Source organism: Clostridium tepidiprofundi DSM 19306, from assembly GCF_001594005.1.
Classification (GTDB): Bacteria; Bacillota; Clostridia; order Clostridiales; family Clostridiaceae; genus Clostridium_AC; species Clostridium_AC tepidiprofundi.
Genome location: NZ_LTBA01000001.1, coordinates 13055 through 29137, shown reverse-complemented (window position 1 = coordinate 29137; position 16083 = coordinate 13055). Strand labels below are relative to the sequence as shown.

At 31.0% G+C, this 16083-nt stretch carries 19 protein-coding genes; 2 read left to right on the top strand and 17 right to left on the bottom strand.

The genetic code is table 11. From position 1 onward, the window contains the following. Positions 1–3 precede the first annotated feature (3 nt). The 16 genes from CLTEP_RS00170 to CLTEP_RS00095 form a co-directional block, all read right to left on the bottom strand. On the bottom strand, positions 4–984 hold the full coding sequence (locus CLTEP_RS00170) for a respiratory chain complex I subunit 1 family protein (protein ID WP_066820753.1): 981 nt from the start codon (positions 982–984) through the stop codon (positions 4–6). 13 nt (positions 985–997) lie between these two features. After that, positions 998–2926 (bottom strand): proton-conducting transporter transmembrane domain-containing protein, encoded by a 1929-nt coding sequence (locus CLTEP_RS00165; protein ID WP_066820750.1) that lies wholly within the window; start codon positions 2924–2926, stop codon positions 998–1000. After that, complete coding sequence (locus tag CLTEP_RS00160; protein ID WP_084364478.1) at positions 2923–3267, bottom strand: sodium:proton antiporter; 345 nt, start codon at positions 3265–3267, stop codon at positions 2923–2925. The genes CLTEP_RS00165 and CLTEP_RS00160 overlap by 4 nt, the downstream gene beginning before the upstream one ends. A gap of 20 nt (positions 3268–3287) precedes the next feature. Then, the gene (locus tag CLTEP_RS00155; RefSeq protein WP_084364476.1) at positions 3288–3791 is read right to left on the bottom strand and encodes an MnhB domain-containing protein; all 504 of its coding nucleotides are present in this window, start codon (positions 3789–3791) and stop codon (positions 3288–3290) included. A 2-nt stretch (positions 3792–3793) separates the two neighbouring features. After that, positions 3794–4087: a hydrogen gas-evolving membrane-bound hydrogenase subunit E gene (gene mbhE / locus CLTEP_RS15040; protein ID WP_066820746.1), complete on the bottom strand. Its 294-nt coding sequence runs from the start codon at positions 4085–4087 to the stop codon at positions 3794–3796. Next, positions 4088–4357, bottom strand: coding sequence for a hydrogenase subunit MbhD domain-containing protein (locus CLTEP_RS00145; protein ID WP_066820733.1), 270 nt, complete (start codon positions 4355–4357; stop codon positions 4088–4090). Beyond that, a complete protein-coding gene (gene mnhG, locus CLTEP_RS00140; RefSeq protein WP_066820730.1) occupies positions 4350–4691 on the bottom strand; it encodes a monovalent cation/H(+) antiporter subunit G in 342 nt (113 codons plus the stop codon). Before mnhG ends, CLTEP_RS00145 begins: the two co-directional genes overlap by 8 nt. Further along, positions 4688–4960: an MrpF/PhaF family protein gene (locus tag CLTEP_RS00135; protein WP_066820727.1), complete on the bottom strand. Its 273-nt coding sequence runs from the start codon at positions 4958–4960 to the stop codon at positions 4688–4690. Before CLTEP_RS00135 ends, mnhG begins: the two co-directional genes overlap by 4 nt. Further along, positions 4957–5493: a Na+/H+ antiporter subunit E gene (locus tag CLTEP_RS00130; RefSeq protein ID WP_066820725.1), complete on the bottom strand. Its 537-nt coding sequence runs from the start codon at positions 5491–5493 to the stop codon at positions 4957–4959. The genes CLTEP_RS00135 and CLTEP_RS00130 overlap by 4 nt, the downstream gene beginning before the upstream one ends. Positions 5494–5506: 13 nt before the next feature. Further along, a complete protein-coding gene (hypB, locus tag CLTEP_RS00125; RefSeq protein WP_066820724.1) occupies positions 5507–6154 on the bottom strand; it encodes a hydrogenase nickel incorporation protein HypB in 648 nt (215 codons plus the stop codon). Continuing rightward, the gene (gene hypA / locus CLTEP_RS00120) at positions 6154–6495 is read right to left on the bottom strand and encodes a hydrogenase maturation nickel metallochaperone HypA (protein ID WP_066820722.1); all 342 of its coding nucleotides are present in this window, start codon (positions 6493–6495) and stop codon (positions 6154–6156) included. The genes hypB and hypA overlap by 1 nt, the downstream gene beginning before the upstream one ends. A 1-nt stretch (position 6496) precedes the next feature. Then, complete coding sequence (locus CLTEP_RS00115) at positions 6497–7579, bottom strand: hydrogenase large subunit (RefSeq protein WP_066820720.1); 1083 nt, start codon at positions 7577–7579, stop codon at positions 6497–6499. 38 nt (positions 7580–7617) lie between these two features. Further along, positions 7618–8019: an NADH-quinone oxidoreductase subunit C gene (locus CLTEP_RS00110; RefSeq protein WP_066820717.1), complete on the bottom strand. Its 402-nt coding sequence runs from the start codon at positions 8017–8019 to the stop codon at positions 7618–7620. Positions 8020–8123: 104 nt separating this feature from the next. After that, positions 8124–9128 (bottom strand): hydrogenase expression/formation protein HypE, encoded by a 1005-nt coding sequence (gene hypE / locus CLTEP_RS00105; protein WP_066821816.1) that lies wholly within the window; start codon positions 9126–9128, stop codon positions 8124–8126. A gap of 111 nt (positions 9129–9239) precedes the next feature. Beyond that, positions 9240–10313, bottom strand: coding sequence for a hydrogenase formation protein HypD (gene hypD, locus CLTEP_RS00100; protein WP_066820715.1), 1074 nt, complete (start codon positions 10311–10313; stop codon positions 9240–9242). A 76-nt stretch (positions 10314–10389) separates the two neighbouring features. Beyond that, positions 10390–10611 (bottom strand): HypC/HybG/HupF family hydrogenase formation chaperone, encoded by a 222-nt coding sequence (locus CLTEP_RS00095; RefSeq protein ID WP_066820713.1) that lies wholly within the window; start codon positions 10609–10611, stop codon positions 10390–10392. Between the two features lie 499 nt (positions 10612–11110). On the opposite strand from CLTEP_RS00095, the gene CLTEP_RS00090 reads away from it, so the two are divergent. Then, a complete protein-coding gene (locus CLTEP_RS00090) occupies positions 11111–11527 on the top strand; it encodes a hypothetical protein (RefSeq protein ID WP_066820710.1) in 417 nt (138 codons plus the stop codon). A 161-nt stretch (positions 11528–11688) separates the two neighbouring features. Here the strand turns inward: CLTEP_RS00090 and CLTEP_RS00085 are convergent, their stop codons facing one another. Beyond that, on the bottom strand, positions 11689–14253 hold the full coding sequence (locus CLTEP_RS00085) for a calcium-translocating P-type ATPase, SERCA-type (protein WP_066820704.1): 2565 nt from the start codon (positions 14251–14253) through the stop codon (positions 11689–11691). Positions 14254–14433: 180 nt separating this feature from the next. On the opposite strand from CLTEP_RS00085, the gene CLTEP_RS00080 reads away from it, so the two are divergent. Further along, positions 14434–16080 (top strand): putative manganese-dependent inorganic diphosphatase, encoded by a 1647-nt coding sequence (locus CLTEP_RS00080; protein ID WP_066820703.1) that lies wholly within the window; start codon positions 14434–14436, stop codon positions 16078–16080. Positions 16081–16083 lie beyond the last annotated feature (3 nt).

The following is a 16083-nucleotide window of genomic DNA, read 5'->3' as shown; positions in this document are numbered from 1 at the left end:
TCACTATAAAGTAGTTACATAAGTTAAAATCAAACTAACAAGAGCTAAAGCAGTAGGTACTGTCCAAAAAAATTTCAACGTATGTTCAACCTTTATTCTAGCAACGATTGCCCTCAAAAATGAAACTGAAATACTAATTGTTATTATTACCAAAATCATCATAAGCAAAGTATTTAAAGGTAAAAATTTAATACCTGTACCAAATCCAGTACCACCAAAAAACAATGCTACAAATAAACTTCCCATTATAAACATCTTTATAGCACTCATCAATTTATACAATGCTAAATACTTTCCACTATATTCAACTAGAGGTCCTTCACAAATTTCCGTTTCAGCTTCAGCAACATCAAATGGCACTGTTCCAACCTCTGCTGGTATACATAGTAAAAAAGCTATTGCAGCAGGAATCATGCTTAAACTACATATGAGCATACCATTGTTTGCTTGATACTCTGCTACTTTTGATAACGAAAAAGTAACATTTCCAATTTCACCTAAGCTATGTCCAACCTTAGAACCTACAGCTAACAAAATAATTACAAGAGGCAATTCATAAGATAACATAGTTACCATTTCTCTAGATATTCCTACACCTGAATAAGGTGAACCAGAAGATGAGCCTCCAAGTATCAATGCAACTGCAGGTACAGTTAACAAATACAATATTACAATCATATCTGCTGTTTTTGGAATAAAAACATATCCAAATATAGGAATAAACATTGATATTATAACAACACCGAGCAATCCAATAATAGGTGCAAGCATAAAAGTCTTTTTAGCTGCCCCTCTAGGTATAATATGCCCTTTACCAATCAATTTAAAAAAATCATAAAACGGCTGAAAAACTGGTGGTCCTATTCTTCTTTGCATCCTTGCAACTAATTTTCTATCTATACCAGATAATAACAATCCAAAGAAGAAGCAAAACAAGAATCCTGGAAATATCAATATGTTAAAAATATATACAAGAATGTCCATATTCTCTCTCCTCCTATAATACTGCAAACAAGTATATAGTTACTACTGCAGCACATGCTGCCACCCAAAGTACATAATCGTTAACTATACCACTATGTGCATTTTTTAATATTTCAAAATATCCTCTAAACTGATGTTTCAAACCCCAAAACAAATCATTTCCTGCCATATGTGAAAAATCTTCTTTTTCTCCACCAGTAAAAGTATCATATTTTGTATCACTCAAATCAATAATTGGTTCATTCTTATTTCCCTTTGCAAGTAACGATGCAATAACAATAAACCCTACAATAAGCACAACAAACAACAATAACCAATTAATAGGACTCCAGTAACCTGCCATAGCTCTAGTCATTTTAGGAATAGGAATCTCCTGATTAAACATCTTTTGAGCATACCCTTTATTAAACATAACATCTATATAACCCTGAATGTTATATATTGCATATGCTGCAGGTTCTATCAATTTATCAGAAATCACGTTCCAAAATGTTCCTGCAAAAATACAAACACCAGCAAGAACAATCATAGGAGCTCTCATAGACCATGGTATTTCTTTAATATTTTCATGTTCCTTATGAATTTTTCCAAAGAAGACCGATTGAGCAAGCTTAATAAAATAAGCAAGAGTCATTACTGAAACAAGCAGTGCAATAATAGTCACAGGCCAATATCCAGCTTCAAATGTAGACTGATATATTAACCATTTAGAAACAAATCCATTAAATGGCGGCACACCAGCTATAGATGCTAAAGAAATCATGAAGAGTACAGTTGTATATGGCATTTTCTTAGCAAGTCCACCTAATTTGGTTGTGTCAGTTGTACCAGTTCTATATAAAACAGCACCTGCACACAAAAATGCTAGCGATTTAAACATAGCATGATTTAACATATGATAAAGTCCACCCATTGTTCCTGTTACTGCAACTGAAGTTTTAGCAGACAAACCTACTCCAAATCCAACAATAACATAACCTATTTGTGAAACAGAACTGAATGCAAGCAACCTCTTAAAATCAGTTTGAATTATTGCCATACTTGCCCCAATTAGCATTGTTATAGTTCCCCAGAAAATTATCAAAAATTCCATACTTGGTGCTGCAACACACTTGCTTCTATAAATCATATATAGTATTCTAATTATCCCAAAAACACCCGTTTTACTCATAACACCAGATAATAGCATAGAAATAGATGAAGGTGCAGACATATGTGCATCTGCAGGCCATGTATGACATGGTACAAGGAATGCTTTAACAGCATAACCAGTTAACATTAATGCCAAAGCAAATATTGTAACAGCATTATAATTTCCATGTAAAATTGCTGATATTTGAGCAATGTTAAGAGTATGAGCCTGTGCATAAATAAGTACAGTACCTAATAATATTAATGATGAACCAACCGAACCTATAACAATATACTTAAATCCAGCCTCAATTGCTTTATATTTATGATTCCTAAATGCAGTCAACCCAATTGCAGCAAAAGTCATAATTTCAAGCATTACGTACATATTAAAAAGATCGCCAGTAAATACGAACCCTATCATACTAGCTGTTAAAAGCATAAACATAGTATAATATTTTTCAAGTCCATTATCCTTTTCCATATATCTTATTGAAAATATACTGGATAAAAAACAAGTTAAAGTTATTATTAAGCCACAAAATAACCCAAAAGCATCTATCTCAAGTCCTATACCTATGGCCCACGTCTTTTCAGGTACCCAATTACCAAGCCAATATGAAACAACATGTCCATCCGCCATTATTGGTTTAAACAACAGAATAACCGCCAATAATGGAATAAAAGTAAATATTACTGCCAATGCCCTTTTTAAACCTAATGCCTTATTACCAGTTAAAGCAATTATAAACGCAGCTAAAAAAGGTAACATAATTGCCATGAGTGGCAAAATACTACTATAACCGTTCATCCGTTTAACCTCCTAACTTTGTCAGCATCTATAGTACCATAATGCTCCTTAACCTTAATAACAAGTGAAAGTGCCAATGCAGTAACACAAGCTCCAATTACAATAGAAGTAAGAGTTAATGCCTGTGGTACAGGGTCAACGAAAAATGAACCTGGTTTTAAATCATTCATAAATAAAGGTGCTGTTCCACCTGATCTAAATCCAACAGATACAAGCAATAAATTTATTCCTGTATCGAATAAAGACATACCAACAACAATTTTTATCAAATTCTTTTTAACTAATATTATATAAAGTCCAAATACAATAAGAAGAAATGCTCCAATATAATTAAGTAACATAATTTCACCCCGATTCTGTTCTATTCTTTATTGGAATTTAAAGTACTTACCATTATTAAAATTAAAGCTCCAATACCTGTTAAAACCTTATAACCTACAGCAAAATTCATCCAAAATATTGTTCCAGAACTAAATAATGTTCCAGGCGTTCCTTTGCTTATAGTATTAGCAAAAAATCTATATCCACTAACACCATAAATCAATCCAAGCGATGCTATAAATATAAAACCAAGAGCACCCATGCTTTCTGATGCTTTAAGTCTAGTAATGTTAAAAAGTTTCCTAACTCCATCTGACCCATAAGCAACATATAGTATTGCAACAGCTCCTGCTATAAGTACTCCCCCTTGAAATCCTCCACCTGGACTTAAATGTCCGTGCATTATAACATAAGCACCTAAAATAATAGCAATAGGCAATACAACACTTGCACACGATGTTATTATTACATCATTAACCTTTATATCTTTATTTTTTTTATTTGTAGAAGGCAATGATTTATAACCTTTTTTATTGGATTTCATACTTACTTGCCTCCTTTACCCTTACTAATTATTGAATTAACAGGTTTCCTAAGTATTGCTGCAGCAGCCGTAATAGCTGTAAAAAGCACAAATGATTCTCCTAAAGTATCATAACCTCTAAAGTCAAACACAATAGCTGTTACAGCATTAATAGCACCTGTTTTCCCTACGGTATCATTTACAATAACATTAGCAATTCCATTATAACTACTACCAAAAGAAATCATTTTAATAGACACATACACAGCAAAAACTGTCAATGTAGTAATCGTAAACCACACAACTGCTTTTTTCATCTATTTGCCCTCCTTTTCTTCAGCTTTTTTCTTTTCTTTAGCTTTAGATAAGGCAATAATAAATATTACTGGAGTCAATATCGCTCCAACTGCACCTTCTGCAATAGCTACATCGGGAGCACTTAAAAGCAAAAACTCAATAGCTACAAATGTACCAACAACTGCCATAGAAATAATACATGGTAATAAGTCATCTATTACAACTGTACATATTCCTGCAATAATCATACCAATGATTATTATTGAATTTAAAACAGTAAAACTATTCATTTAGCTTGTCCCTCCCATAGTGATCACACACACTTTTTTTATCCATATTTGCCCCACTTTTATAAGCAGCTTTTGTCATAGCATGAGAGGCTGCTGGATTAGTAAGCAGAATAAATATTCCCATTACTATTGACTTAATTGCAATTGAACTGTTTCCAGAATAAAACCCAAAAATAGTAGCTCCAACTAAAATCGATAATCCTCCCATTGTTACAATATTTGTAGAGGATTGCAAACGACAAAACGTATCTGGCATTCTAAGCATTCCAACTATACCTGCAAATATAAAAAATATGCCCAATGCAAAGAACACATCCATCACTATTCTAATCATAGCTTTCCCTCCAAGTATTTTGAAATTAAAATAGTTCCTATAAATCCAAGCAATGCTAATATAAGTCCTAAATCAACATACAAAGCTCTCTGCTGATAACATCCGAAAAGCACCATTACCAAACCAATAATAACATCAATACAATCCGCTGCTATAACTCTATCAATAACATGAGGTCCTTTAATAATTCTAAAAATTAAAACAATCGCTAAAATCGCTAAAATAATGCTCACAATAGCTATATCAGATATCATAGCATCTATCATCATTTAAAAACCCTCCTTACCCAAGGCTCAAAAGCACCTTTTATACTATCTGACGCTGTCTTAACATCTTGCGAAGTCACATCTATCCAATGAATATACATGTAATGTTGCCCATTTTCCTCTGTCACATCCATTGTTATTGTTCCAGGTGTTAAAGTGATGCAATTTGCTAACATTGATAATCCATAATCCGACTCAACATCTGTCTGAATTTTAACAATACCAGGATTTATTTTAACCTTAGGAGAAAGCGCCCTTATAGCTACATCCATATTAGCTTTAAAGAGCTCAATTATATAAATAGGAACAAAAGCAATTAATGAAAAAAGTTTTACAGGATTAAAAAGCCAAAATGCATTTTCTCTTATAAAAAACTTAGCAGTAAATACTGCTGTAATAAATGAAATTATCAATCCTACTATAATCTCTTCCATTACTTTATTAAAATCATATTGACCAGCAAACGGAAGTGTATACAGCAGCCAAAACACAAAACAAAATATAGTAGTAGAAATGACTGCTCCAACCTTTTTCATATTTAATCCCTCCTTATTTTTTGATATTATTTTTTATCATTTCTATAAAAGTATTTAATCCTTCTCCAGAAACTGAATTTACTTTGAACAATTTAATGTCTTTGTTTATATTCCTTGCATTTTCAAAAACTCTATCTTCATCAAAGTTAAATACACTCTTCATGTCATACTTATTTAATACTAATGCATCAGCCCTAGAGAACATCAAAGGGTATTTTTCGACTTTATCATCTCCTTCAGGTATACTAAGAATAGCTATCTTTAAATCTTCGCCAATGTCAAATTCTGCAGGGCAAACCAAATTACCAATATTTTCTATAATCAAAATATCAAGTTCATCTAAGTTAAAATCACATAGCATATTCTTAATTGACATTGCTTCAATATGACATGCACCATCAGTATTTAATTGGACAACAGGGATACCCATTTCAGCTATTTTTTCTGCGTCTATTTTACCTGCAACATCCCCTTCAATAACACCAATATTATACTGTTTTTTTAATTTCTCTATCATTTTCTTAATGAATGTTGTTTTACCAGCTCCAGGTGAACCCATAATATTGATAACCAATACCTTCTTTTCATCAAATAACTTTTGAAGCTCTGCATGGCAATTTTCATTCCACTCTAATATCTGTCTTACAACTTTAATTTCCATTATTCTACCTCCAAGCTTTCGATATAAAATTCATTTCCACCTATTATTTTAATGTCATTACTACTACAAAATGAACATGAATAAGAATTCATATCAATTACTGATTCTTTTCCACAGCTACCGCATCTGATCCTAATAGGTAGCTTTTCAATATCCAATATTGCTCCCTCTACAACTGTTCCTTTGCTTATAATGTCAAAATAATACTGTATACAGCTCGGCATTAATCCCGTCAACCTGCCAACCTTAATTCGTATTTCTTTTACTACTTTGACATTATTCTTATTTGCCTCTTCAGAAGCTATACTAACTATGCTTTGAGTTACTGGTAATTCATGCATATTATCTATCCAAACATGAAAAACAAGGATCTATACTTGCAACAATTAACCCAGCATCAGCAACTGAATTATCTTTTAACATAACAGGAACAGTAGCAGCATTTCTAAATGTAGGTACGTGAATACTCACTCTATGTGGATTCATAGTTCCATCTGTTACGACATAATAGGTTAATTCTCCTCTTGGTGCTTCTGTTCTTATACAAACCTCACCAGCAGGTATTCTAGGTAATTTTACTCCCAAATTAATAGGACCATCAGGCATATTTTTTACTGCTTGAGTAATAATTTTAATGCTTTCTTCAATTTCCAATATCCTCAAAACAACTCTTGCAAATACATCTCCATCTTCCAAAACGATAGCTTTAAAATCGAAATCTTCATAGCATATATATGGATCTATCTTTCTTGTATCATATGTCATACCAGATGCTCTGCCATGAGGACCCGTTGCTCCATAAATCCACGCTTCTTCTTTTGTAAGCACTCCAACACCTTTAGTTCTCATTGCTGTTGTTTTATCAGATGATAAAATCTTCTTTATATTATTGAATGGTTCTTGTATATTATCTGTCATTTTCAGCAACTCTTCTAATTGTTCTTTTGTAAAATCTCTTCTTGCTCCACCAACAATATTTATTCCATAATTAACTCTATTTCCTGTTAGCATTTCTAACATATCCATTACATCTTCTCTAGCAGCAAATGTATACATAAATGCACTATCAAACCCTATTATATGTGCTGCAAGTCCAAGCCAAAGAAAATGTGAATGTAATCTTTCAAGTTCTGACACAATTACCCTAGTATACTGTCCTCTTTTTGGAACTTCCATTCCAGCTATCTTTTCAAGTGCTAAACAATATGTAAGAGCATGCGAATGTGAGCAAATACCACAAACTCTCTCTACCAAAGTAGTAACCTGAATATGATTTCTTTTAGTAGCCAATTTTTCTATTCCTCTATGGTTATAACCTATAAATACATCAGCATTTTTAATTATTTCACCTTCTGTATATAACTTAACATGTATAGGCTCTTCTAATGCTGGATGATAAGGTCCTATTGGAACTATATAACTCATACTTTCTCTCCTTTCATATAAAGAACAAAAATAGCAAATTACTGATTGCTATAATCTCTCCCTTTATTTTCATTAATTTTCTTTAAATCGTCTATAGGCATTACAAGTATTTGACCAGTACCATCAAATTCTTCCGGCAAAAACAACCTCCCTGATTTATCTAGCCCTTCAAATTCAATAGGCATCATTTCAGAAATCTCTTCTTCACACCATTGTGCTGCCCCCTTAAAAATGTGGGTTACTGTAGGAAGAGTACTGCATCCTCTGCATTCATATGTTATAATTTGGCCATCCACATCAAAATTATAAACCACAACATTATTTCCGTCTTTATCGATATAGCCATTCATTATTATCAAACGTCTCTTTTCATTGGACATTTTTTCTGCTAAAGGCAGCAATTCTTCTCTTGATATTTTTACAATACCACTATTCTCCATAAATCTACCTCCTATCTATATTAAGTTAAAAATATTTTATATAAATCACAATTGATAAATTTAAAACTTAACAATTGTGAATTTAAACAAATCAATAAGTATTCTTAACAAATCCTCGGTAATATATTCGATGTTAATTTATATAATATTTTCGTTGCACCCAAGAAATTTTTCATTACCACCTTACCTGGCACATTCATATTCACTTCACCTATTATAGAAGCATCTTTAAACATTTCTATGCTTTTAAGATCATCAACTAACTCTTCTGCAACACTGTTGTTTACTATGAGTAATGCTTTACCCTCATTTGCACTATATAGAGGATCTAATCCCAGTATATCACAGGCTGCCATTACTTTTGAATCTATAGGCAGCAAATCCTCTTCCAATTCTATACATAGTTCTGAATTTTCAATGAACTCATTTAATGTTGTAGCTACTCCACCTCTAGTGGGATCTCTCATTATCTTAATATGTTCTTTATATTTATTAACAATTGGTAATAACTCAATTAAAGGAGCACAATCTGACTCTATTAAATCATCATCTAACAAATTCTCCCTTACAGCTAGTACCGATACGCCATGATCTCCTATATTTCCTGTTATAATAACCTTATCACCTTTATTTATTCTTTCCTTTGATAAATTCAAGCCCTCAATTTTCTCTCCAATTCCAGAAGTATTTATATAAATACCTCCTCCATGACCCTTATCGACAACTTTCGTGTCTCCAGTAACTATTTGAACACCCGCATATTTTGAAGTTTCAGCTATAGAATTTACTATTCTTCTGAGTTCATCAATGCTAAATCCTTCTTCTATGATTAATGCCAAACTCAAATATTTTGGCACACATCCTGACATAATAACATCGTTCACAGTTCCACACACACTTAATTTGCCTATATCTCCACCTGGAAAAAAGTACGGATATATTACAAAACTATCCGTAGAAAATCCTATTCTTCCTGAAACATTAAGCAAAGCTCCATCAGCAAGTTCACACAAAACTTCATTATTGAACTGTGGAATAATAATATCTTCTATTAAGTGAGAAGTTTTCTTTCCACCACTACCATATGACATTGAAATAGTCTCTTCCATAAGTTCGCTCCTTTTGAATATATAAACAATTCTGAATTTTTCATATATTTTCTCTGCACCATATGTACATATACACTTAGTATTATTACATATAAGCAAATATTTGCTTCATTAAATAAAATTATATTTATAATATGCAGCACAACTCCCCTCTGATGATACCATACAAGGCCCAATAGGATTTTCCGGTGTACATATTCTGCCGAAAAGTCCACATTCGTTAGGTTTTATTATACCTTTTAGTACATCTCCACACCTACAACCATTTGTTTCTTTATCACGTTCATATCCCTTTAATGGATATAACTCTTCAATATCAAATCTCTTATATTCATATCTCAATTTTAATCCACTAAGTTCTATTTTACCTATTCCTCTCCAATAATCATCCTTTTTCTCAAAAACACTATTAATGAGCGACAATGCCACTTCATTTCCTTTATAGTCAATAAGTCTTGTATAAGCATTTTTTATACCATAATCTTTATTATCAATACAATTTAATAAAAGCAACAAACCATCTAAAATATCCTCAATTTCAAATCCTGTCACAACACCACTACAATTGTACTTATTCAAAAATTCAAATCCTTCAACACCTAAAATTGCTGCTACATGACCAGGGCAAATAAAACCATCTATGTTTATTTCACTATCATTAAGGAGTGCTCTCATAGCTGGTTCAATAATCTTATGCATTGAAAGAACATAAAAATTATCAATGTTTCTCTTTTCTGCTTCTTTAACAGCTATTGCAGTTGCAGGAGTAGTAGTTTCAAAACCTATACCTAAAAAAACTACTTTTTTATCCTTATTTGCAGCTGCAATCTCCAAAGCATCTATACTAGAATAAACCATATTTACCTGTGCACCCTTAGCTTTAGACTTTTCTAAAGTAATATAATGTCTTGAACCCGGTACCCTAATCATATCTCCATATGTCGCAATTATTATATCTTCTCTCAATGATAAATCATAAATATAATCCATATACATTTCTGGTGTTACGCAAACAGGACAACCCGGCCCCGAAATTAAATTTATGCCATCATTTAGCACATTTCTTAAACCAAATTTGCTTATAGCCATTGTATGCGTACCACAAACTTCCATTATGTTGTAATTATTTTTAAACTCATTTATCTTATCTATCTTTTTTACTATTCTTTTCCTATATGAATTCATACAAAATCCCCCTGGTTCAAATGTATCAAAGTAAAAATATACATTTCATACTACTGCCACTTTCAATTCATTAAAACTACATTGATTCATTTTGAACTTCTAACACTGCTTCTATTATGTTTTCAGCATCTTCTTTCTTTAATTTCTGTATAGCAAATCCTGCATGAACCATTACATAATCTCCAACACTAGCATTAGGAAGTAAATCTATTCTGAACTTTTTTGTAAAATTATTAATCTCTCCAATAGCATTATTATCATTAATTTCTAATATTTTAAAAGGTACACCTAAACACATATTATTCCCTCCACGCTAAACAAAACTGATATATGTTTAACAATCTTTCTCATAAGGCATTTGAAAGAAAATAACAAGTCAAAGATGCGACGTATATTTTGTGAAATACAAAGAGTTGGGTTCCGCTGATAGTAGGTTCTATCAACGGGTTCCAACGATGAAGTAGTTCGCAAAATAGACTAGCATACTGACTAGTTATTTTTTTGAAAATACCTAATACAACATTAAATAATAAATATTGATATTACATATCATAATTATGATATCATATTTCATTAATTTTGTAACCACATTAAACGAATTAATTGAAAATTTGATGAAATTAAAATTCTGGGTATTGAGTTAAAACTTCAGTTAATATATAATGGATTTGGTATGATTTTAATATTTATTGTTTTTATTCTCTCATATTTATGTTAGAATTGTTCTTGTCATCATATTTTAAGTTGTTACATTTCAATAAGATAATAAGATACTATATAGTAAAGGAGTTAAGTTTATGGGATTCAAAGATAAATTTAAAGAACAATATGCACAATCTTACTTAAAAAAATATGGAGATAGATTGACACAAGTTCAAGGAAAAGTTCTTTCAGTTAAAATAGAAGAGAAAACATTTCTTTGGATTTTTCACAAATTGAAAGTTTCCATTTTGGTTAAACCTCAGAACAGTAAAAGTGTTGTTAAATGCACTTATTTCAAAAAGAAATTCTTTAAGAAAATAGACTTTATTAATGTCTCTCAAGGACATAACGTTATTATTCAAGGATTAAAAGGTAAAAAAGGAAAAGAAAACAGAGAATCAGTTGAAATAATTAACGTTATGAATTTAACCACTAAAAAAGATTTAATTCCTATTGAAGGTGGTCCAAAAATTCAAAGAATAAAAATGAACAACAATAGAAGATATAGATAAAAGACTGTCCTATGTGGGCAGTCTTTTATCTATATTCATACTTATATTCATACTTATATTCATACTTATATTCATACTTATATTCATACTTATATTCATACTTATATTCATACTTATATTCATACTTATATTCATACTTATGCTATATCTATATACTATATCTAATTCTTATGAGTTAAAAAAATATATAAACCATTTGCAAAAGCAACAACACTTGAAAAGAAAACAATAATAAGCCAATGTCCTATATTCAATGGTACAGTATGAAACACCATTCTCAAAAATGGTACATATATTATAAGAAGAAGCATAATTATTGATACTAAAACAGCACCTACTAAATACATATTAGTAAATAATTTTATTTGAAAAATAGAACATTTCTCAGAGCGACACTCAAATACATGCAATAATTGTGACATAATTAAAGTTCCTAGTGCTAAAGTTCTACAAGTTTCAATACTCATACCATAATATTTACCAACCAAAAAAGTGAATATAGTACATATTCCAATAAGCGTACCTCTTATAACAATCTTTTCACTCAGTCTATTTGCAAATATGCTTTCGTCTTTTTCTCTAGGTTTTCTTACCATAACATCATCCTCTGGAGGATCGATTCCTAACGCCAATGCAGGGAGTCCATCTGTAGCTAAATTCACAAACAATATTTGAATGGGTAAAAGAGGTGTTTCTAAATAAAATAACGAAGACAAAAACATTGTAAGTACTTCTCCTAAATTGCATGAAAGCAAATAACGTATAAATTTTCTAATATTATCATATATTACTCTTCCTTCTTCTACAGCTGAAACTATTGTTGCAAAATTATCATCTAATAAAATCATTGAAGAAGCCTCTTTTGTTACATCAGTACCAGATATACCCATAGAAATACCAATATCAGCTTCTTTCACTGCTGGTGCATCATTAACTCCATCTCCAGTCATAGAAACAACATATCCTTTTTTCTTTAAAGCCTTTACTATTCTAAGCTTATGTTTTGGACTAACCCTAGCAAAAACCCTTATTCTATCTACTATCTTTCTAAGTTCCTTATCATTCAAATTATCTAATTCACTACCTGTCATAACTTCATTTGAAGAAGAACAAATATTTAATTCCTTACCTACAGCAAATGCAGTATTCCTGTGATCACCTGTTATCATTATTACTTTGATTCCAGCTGTGGCACATTTTTGTACTGCATTAAATGCCTCTTTCCTTGGGGGATCAATCATACCTGCAACTCCTATAAATATCAAGTCTCTTTCTATAGAAGAATTATTCACCAAATTATCGATTTTATAAGCAGCTGCAATACATCTCAATGCTTCTGATGACATCTTATCCACCTGTTTTAGTACATTTAACCTATACCTACCTTCAAAAGGAACTATTTTATCATTAATCAAAATATATTTGCACCTTTCTATAATCCTTTCTGGTGCTCCCTTAACATAACAAATTTTTTTACCATTTTCTCTAACTATTACTGACATCATTTTTCTAGTAGAATCAAATGGAATATCATAAACTCTTTTTATATCTTTTAAAAAATTTATTAATCTATTCTTTTCATAAAAAAATGCCTTTACCAATGCAGTCTCTGTAGGATCTCCAAACAAACACTTTTCAATTTTATTATACTTAAAATCAAAGTTTATGTCATTGCAGTATGTAAAAGCTTTAAGCAATTTATTAGCATTATTAAAAGTAGAAAAATCTGTATATATTTCATTATTGTATAATACTTTTCTAACTTTCATATTATTCTCTGTAAGTGTGCCTGTTTTATCTGAACAAATTACAGATGTACAACCTAAAGTTTCAACTGCTGGTAATTTCCTTATAAGTGCATTTCTCTTTAACATCCCAGAAACTCCAAGTGCCAATGATACAGTAACTATTGCTGGTAGCCCTTCAGGTATTGCCGCTACTGCAAGACTTACTCCAACTAAGAACATTTGATATTTATCCTGTCCTCTTATAATACCTAACAATGTCACAACTACACATATCGCAATACATGCTACGACTAATATTTTTCCTAAAGATGCTAACCTTTGCTTTAAAGGTGATTTTTCAACTTCTATATTATTTAACATATTTGCTATTTTACCCATTTCAGTGTTCATACCTGTATCAATAACCTTCGCCTTAGCTTTTCCTCTCAAAACAGTTGTACCCATGTAAATAAGATTGTTATTGCTATTACTGCTTTTTGATACTCCTACCGATTCACCAGTAAGCAAAGATTCATCTATAAGCAAATTTGACTCCTCAATTATAATGCAATCTGCTGGTATTCTATCACCTATCTCAAATATAACCACATCACCTGGCACTAAATATTCTGCTTTCATAATTTTAATTTTTCCATTTCTTATTACTTTTGCAGTTGGAGCTGCTAACTCTTTTAATGCTTCTAATGATTTTTCTGTTTTATATTCCTGAATAAATCCTAAAATAGCATTCATAACAACTATTATCAAAATTGTAATAGCATCAGCTTTTTCACCCATAAAACCTGATAATAGCGTAGCTCCAATAAGAACCCAAATGATAAAATCATTAAATTGAGATAAAAATAGTTTAAATGCCGATATCTGCTTTTTGCTTTCAATTTCATTTAATCCAAACTTTTCAAGTAATTTCTCTGCTTCTTTGTCATTTAACCCCTCCAATCTAGTTGATATTTCAACTGCATAATTATTTTTCGTCATTCGTAATCCCTCCTCTTATATACATACTTAGTCATATTAATACTTCACTTACAATATCTATAAAATTATATGCCTACTACATATTAGTTATGAAGAAAGAAAAAATATTTATCTTTACATAATGCATACTTAAATATAAAATATGTTTATATACTTTTAAAGAAAGAGAGTTGAATGCGTATGAATAACATTATTTACATAACAGGACATAAAAATCCCGATACTGATTCAATTTGCTCTGCAATTGCATATGCTGAATTTAAAAATAAAACTGGAAATATACCTGCACTACCAATTAGACTAGGTAATATAAATAGGGAAACAAAATTTGTACTTGACTATTTCAATGTAGATGAACCTAAACTCATAGAAACCGTCAAAACTCAGGTTTCAGACTTAAATATCGATAAAGTAGCACCTGTTTCACCAGATATTTCATTAAAAATTGCATGGTCAATAATGAAAAAACACAATATTATAACTCTTCCTGTAGTAGATAAAGCTGAAAGATTAATAGGTGTAGTATCTGTATCAAATTTAACTTCTAGTTATATGGATATATGGGATAATACAATTCTTTCCAAAAGCAAAACTAAATTAGAAAACATTATAGATACTCTTTCAGCAAAATCCATATATGTTCATAAAGAAAATCAGATTTTCACTGGGAAAATACTTACAGCTGCTATGAAACCTGAAAACATAGAAAGCATGGTGGATGATGGCGATATAGTAATATGCGGAAATAGAGAAGATACTCAACTTATATTAATAGAAAGAAAAGCTGCTCTACTCATTATTACAGGAGGACATCAAGTAAACACTGATATTATAGATAAAGCAAAAGAATTTGGATGTTCAATAATAACAACACCATTTGATACATTTACAGCATCTAGACTGATAACTCAAAGCATACCTATTAAGTACGTTATGACTAGAAAAAATATTGTATATTTTCATACAGATGATTTTGTTGAAGAAATAAAAGACATAATGCTAGAAACAAGATACAGAAGTTATCCTGTACTAGATGAAAACGACAAGGTAATAGGTGCAATATCTCGTTATCATCTTATATCTAAAAATAGAAAAAAGATTATTCTACTCGACCACAATGAAAAAACACAATCCGTTAATGGATTAGAAGATGCAGAAATACTTGAAATAATAGATCATCACAGAATAGCTGATGTAGAAACAGGATTGCCAATACATTTTAGAAATGAACCAGTAGGTAGTACTGCCACTATAGTCGCATCTATATTCTTTGAAAACGGTATAAGACCTTCTGTAAAAACTGCAGGTTTATTATGTTCTGCTATAATATCTGATACTCTTTTATTAAAATCACCTACATCAACATCAGTAGATGAATTTATGTTAAAGAGATTGGCACAAATAGCCGATTTAGATGTAAATAAATTTGCAAAAGAAATGTTTAAAGCAGGTACTTCACTAGAAGGCAAGACTTCAGAAGAAATATTTTATGGCGATTTTAAAGCATTTACTTTAAATGGACTCAAAATAGGTGTATCTCAAGTAAGCACGCTATATATAGAAGGATTTGAAGATAAAAAGAACTCTTTTATAGAACTTATGGAAAATATATCTTCAAATAATGGATTCGACATATTATTGCTTATGATAACCGATATACTAAATGCTGGTTCTGAATTTATTGCAGTTGGTCCTCACAAAGACATAATTGATAAAGCATTCAATGTAAGCTTAAAAAACAATTGTGCTTATGTACCTGGTATAGTATCTAGAAAAAAACAGGTTATTCCTCCTATAACAGATGCAATAAATTCTATGAAATCTTAGTAT

Excerpts from the sequence above, each read along its gene's own strand:
- hypB (WP_066820724.1), bottom strand. The coding sequence starts at position 6,154 with ATGGAAATTAAAGTTGTAAGACAGATATTAGAGTGGAATGAAAATTGC.
- CLTEP_RS00130 (WP_066820725.1), bottom strand. The coding sequence starts at position 5,493 with ATGAAAAAGGTTGGAGCAGTCATTTCTACTACTATATTTTGTTTTGTG.
- CLTEP_RS00095 (WP_066820713.1), bottom strand. The coding sequence starts at position 10,611 with ATGTGTTTAGGTGTACCTTTTAAAATATTAGAAATTAATGATAATAAT.
- mbhE (WP_066820746.1), bottom strand. The coding sequence starts at position 4,087 with ATGAAAAAAGCAGTTGTGTGGTTTACGATTACTACATTGACAGTTTTT.
- hypD (WP_066820715.1), bottom strand. The coding sequence starts at position 10,313 with ATGAATTCATATAGGAAAAGAATAGTAAAAAAGATAGATAAGATAAAT.
- CLTEP_RS00155 (WP_084364476.1), bottom strand. The coding sequence starts at position 3,791 with ATGAAATCCAATAAAAAAGGTTATAAATCATTGCCTTCTACAAATAAA.
- CLTEP_RS00115 (WP_066820720.1), bottom strand. The coding sequence starts at position 7,579 with ATGAGTTATATAGTTCCAATAGGACCTTATCATCCAGCATTAGAAGAG.
- hypE (WP_066821816.1), bottom strand. The coding sequence starts at position 9,128 with ATGGAAGAGACTATTTCAATGTCATATGGTAGTGGTGGAAAGAAAACT.
- CLTEP_RS00135 (WP_066820727.1), bottom strand. The coding sequence starts at position 4,960 with ATGATGATAGATGCTATGATATCTGATATAGCTATTGTGAGCATTATT.
- CLTEP_RS00160 (WP_084364478.1), bottom strand. The coding sequence starts at position 3,267 with ATGTTACTTAATTATATTGGAGCATTTCTTCTTATTGTATTTGGACTT.
- CLTEP_RS00170 (WP_066820753.1), bottom strand. The coding sequence starts at position 984 with ATGGACATTCTTGTATATATTTTTAACATATTGATATTTCCAGGATTC.
- CLTEP_RS00080 (WP_066820703.1), top strand. The coding sequence starts at position 14,434 with ATGAATAACATTATTTACATAACAGGACATAAAAATCCCGATACTGAT.
- CLTEP_RS00165 (WP_066820750.1), bottom strand. The coding sequence starts at position 2,926 with ATGAACGGTTATAGTAGTATTTTGCCACTCATGGCAATTATGTTACCT.
- mnhG (WP_066820730.1), bottom strand. The coding sequence starts at position 4,691 with ATGATTAGAATAGTGATGGATGTGTTCTTTGCATTGGGCATATTTTTT.
- CLTEP_RS00145 (WP_066820733.1), bottom strand. The coding sequence starts at position 4,357 with ATGAATAGTTTTACTGTTTTAAATTCAATAATAATCATTGGTATGATT.
- CLTEP_RS00085 (WP_066820704.1), bottom strand. The coding sequence starts at position 14,253 with ATGACGAAAAATAATTATGCAGTTGAAATATCAACTAGATTGGAGGGG.
- CLTEP_RS00090 (WP_066820710.1), top strand. The coding sequence starts at position 11,111 with ATGGGATTCAAAGATAAATTTAAAGAACAATATGCACAATCTTACTTA.
- CLTEP_RS00110 (WP_066820717.1), bottom strand. The coding sequence starts at position 8,019 with ATGGAGAATAGTGGTATTGTAAAAATATCAAGAGAAGAATTGCTGCCT.
- hypA (WP_066820722.1), bottom strand. The coding sequence starts at position 6,495 with ATGCATGAATTACCAGTAACTCAAAGCATAGTTAGTATAGCTTCTGAA.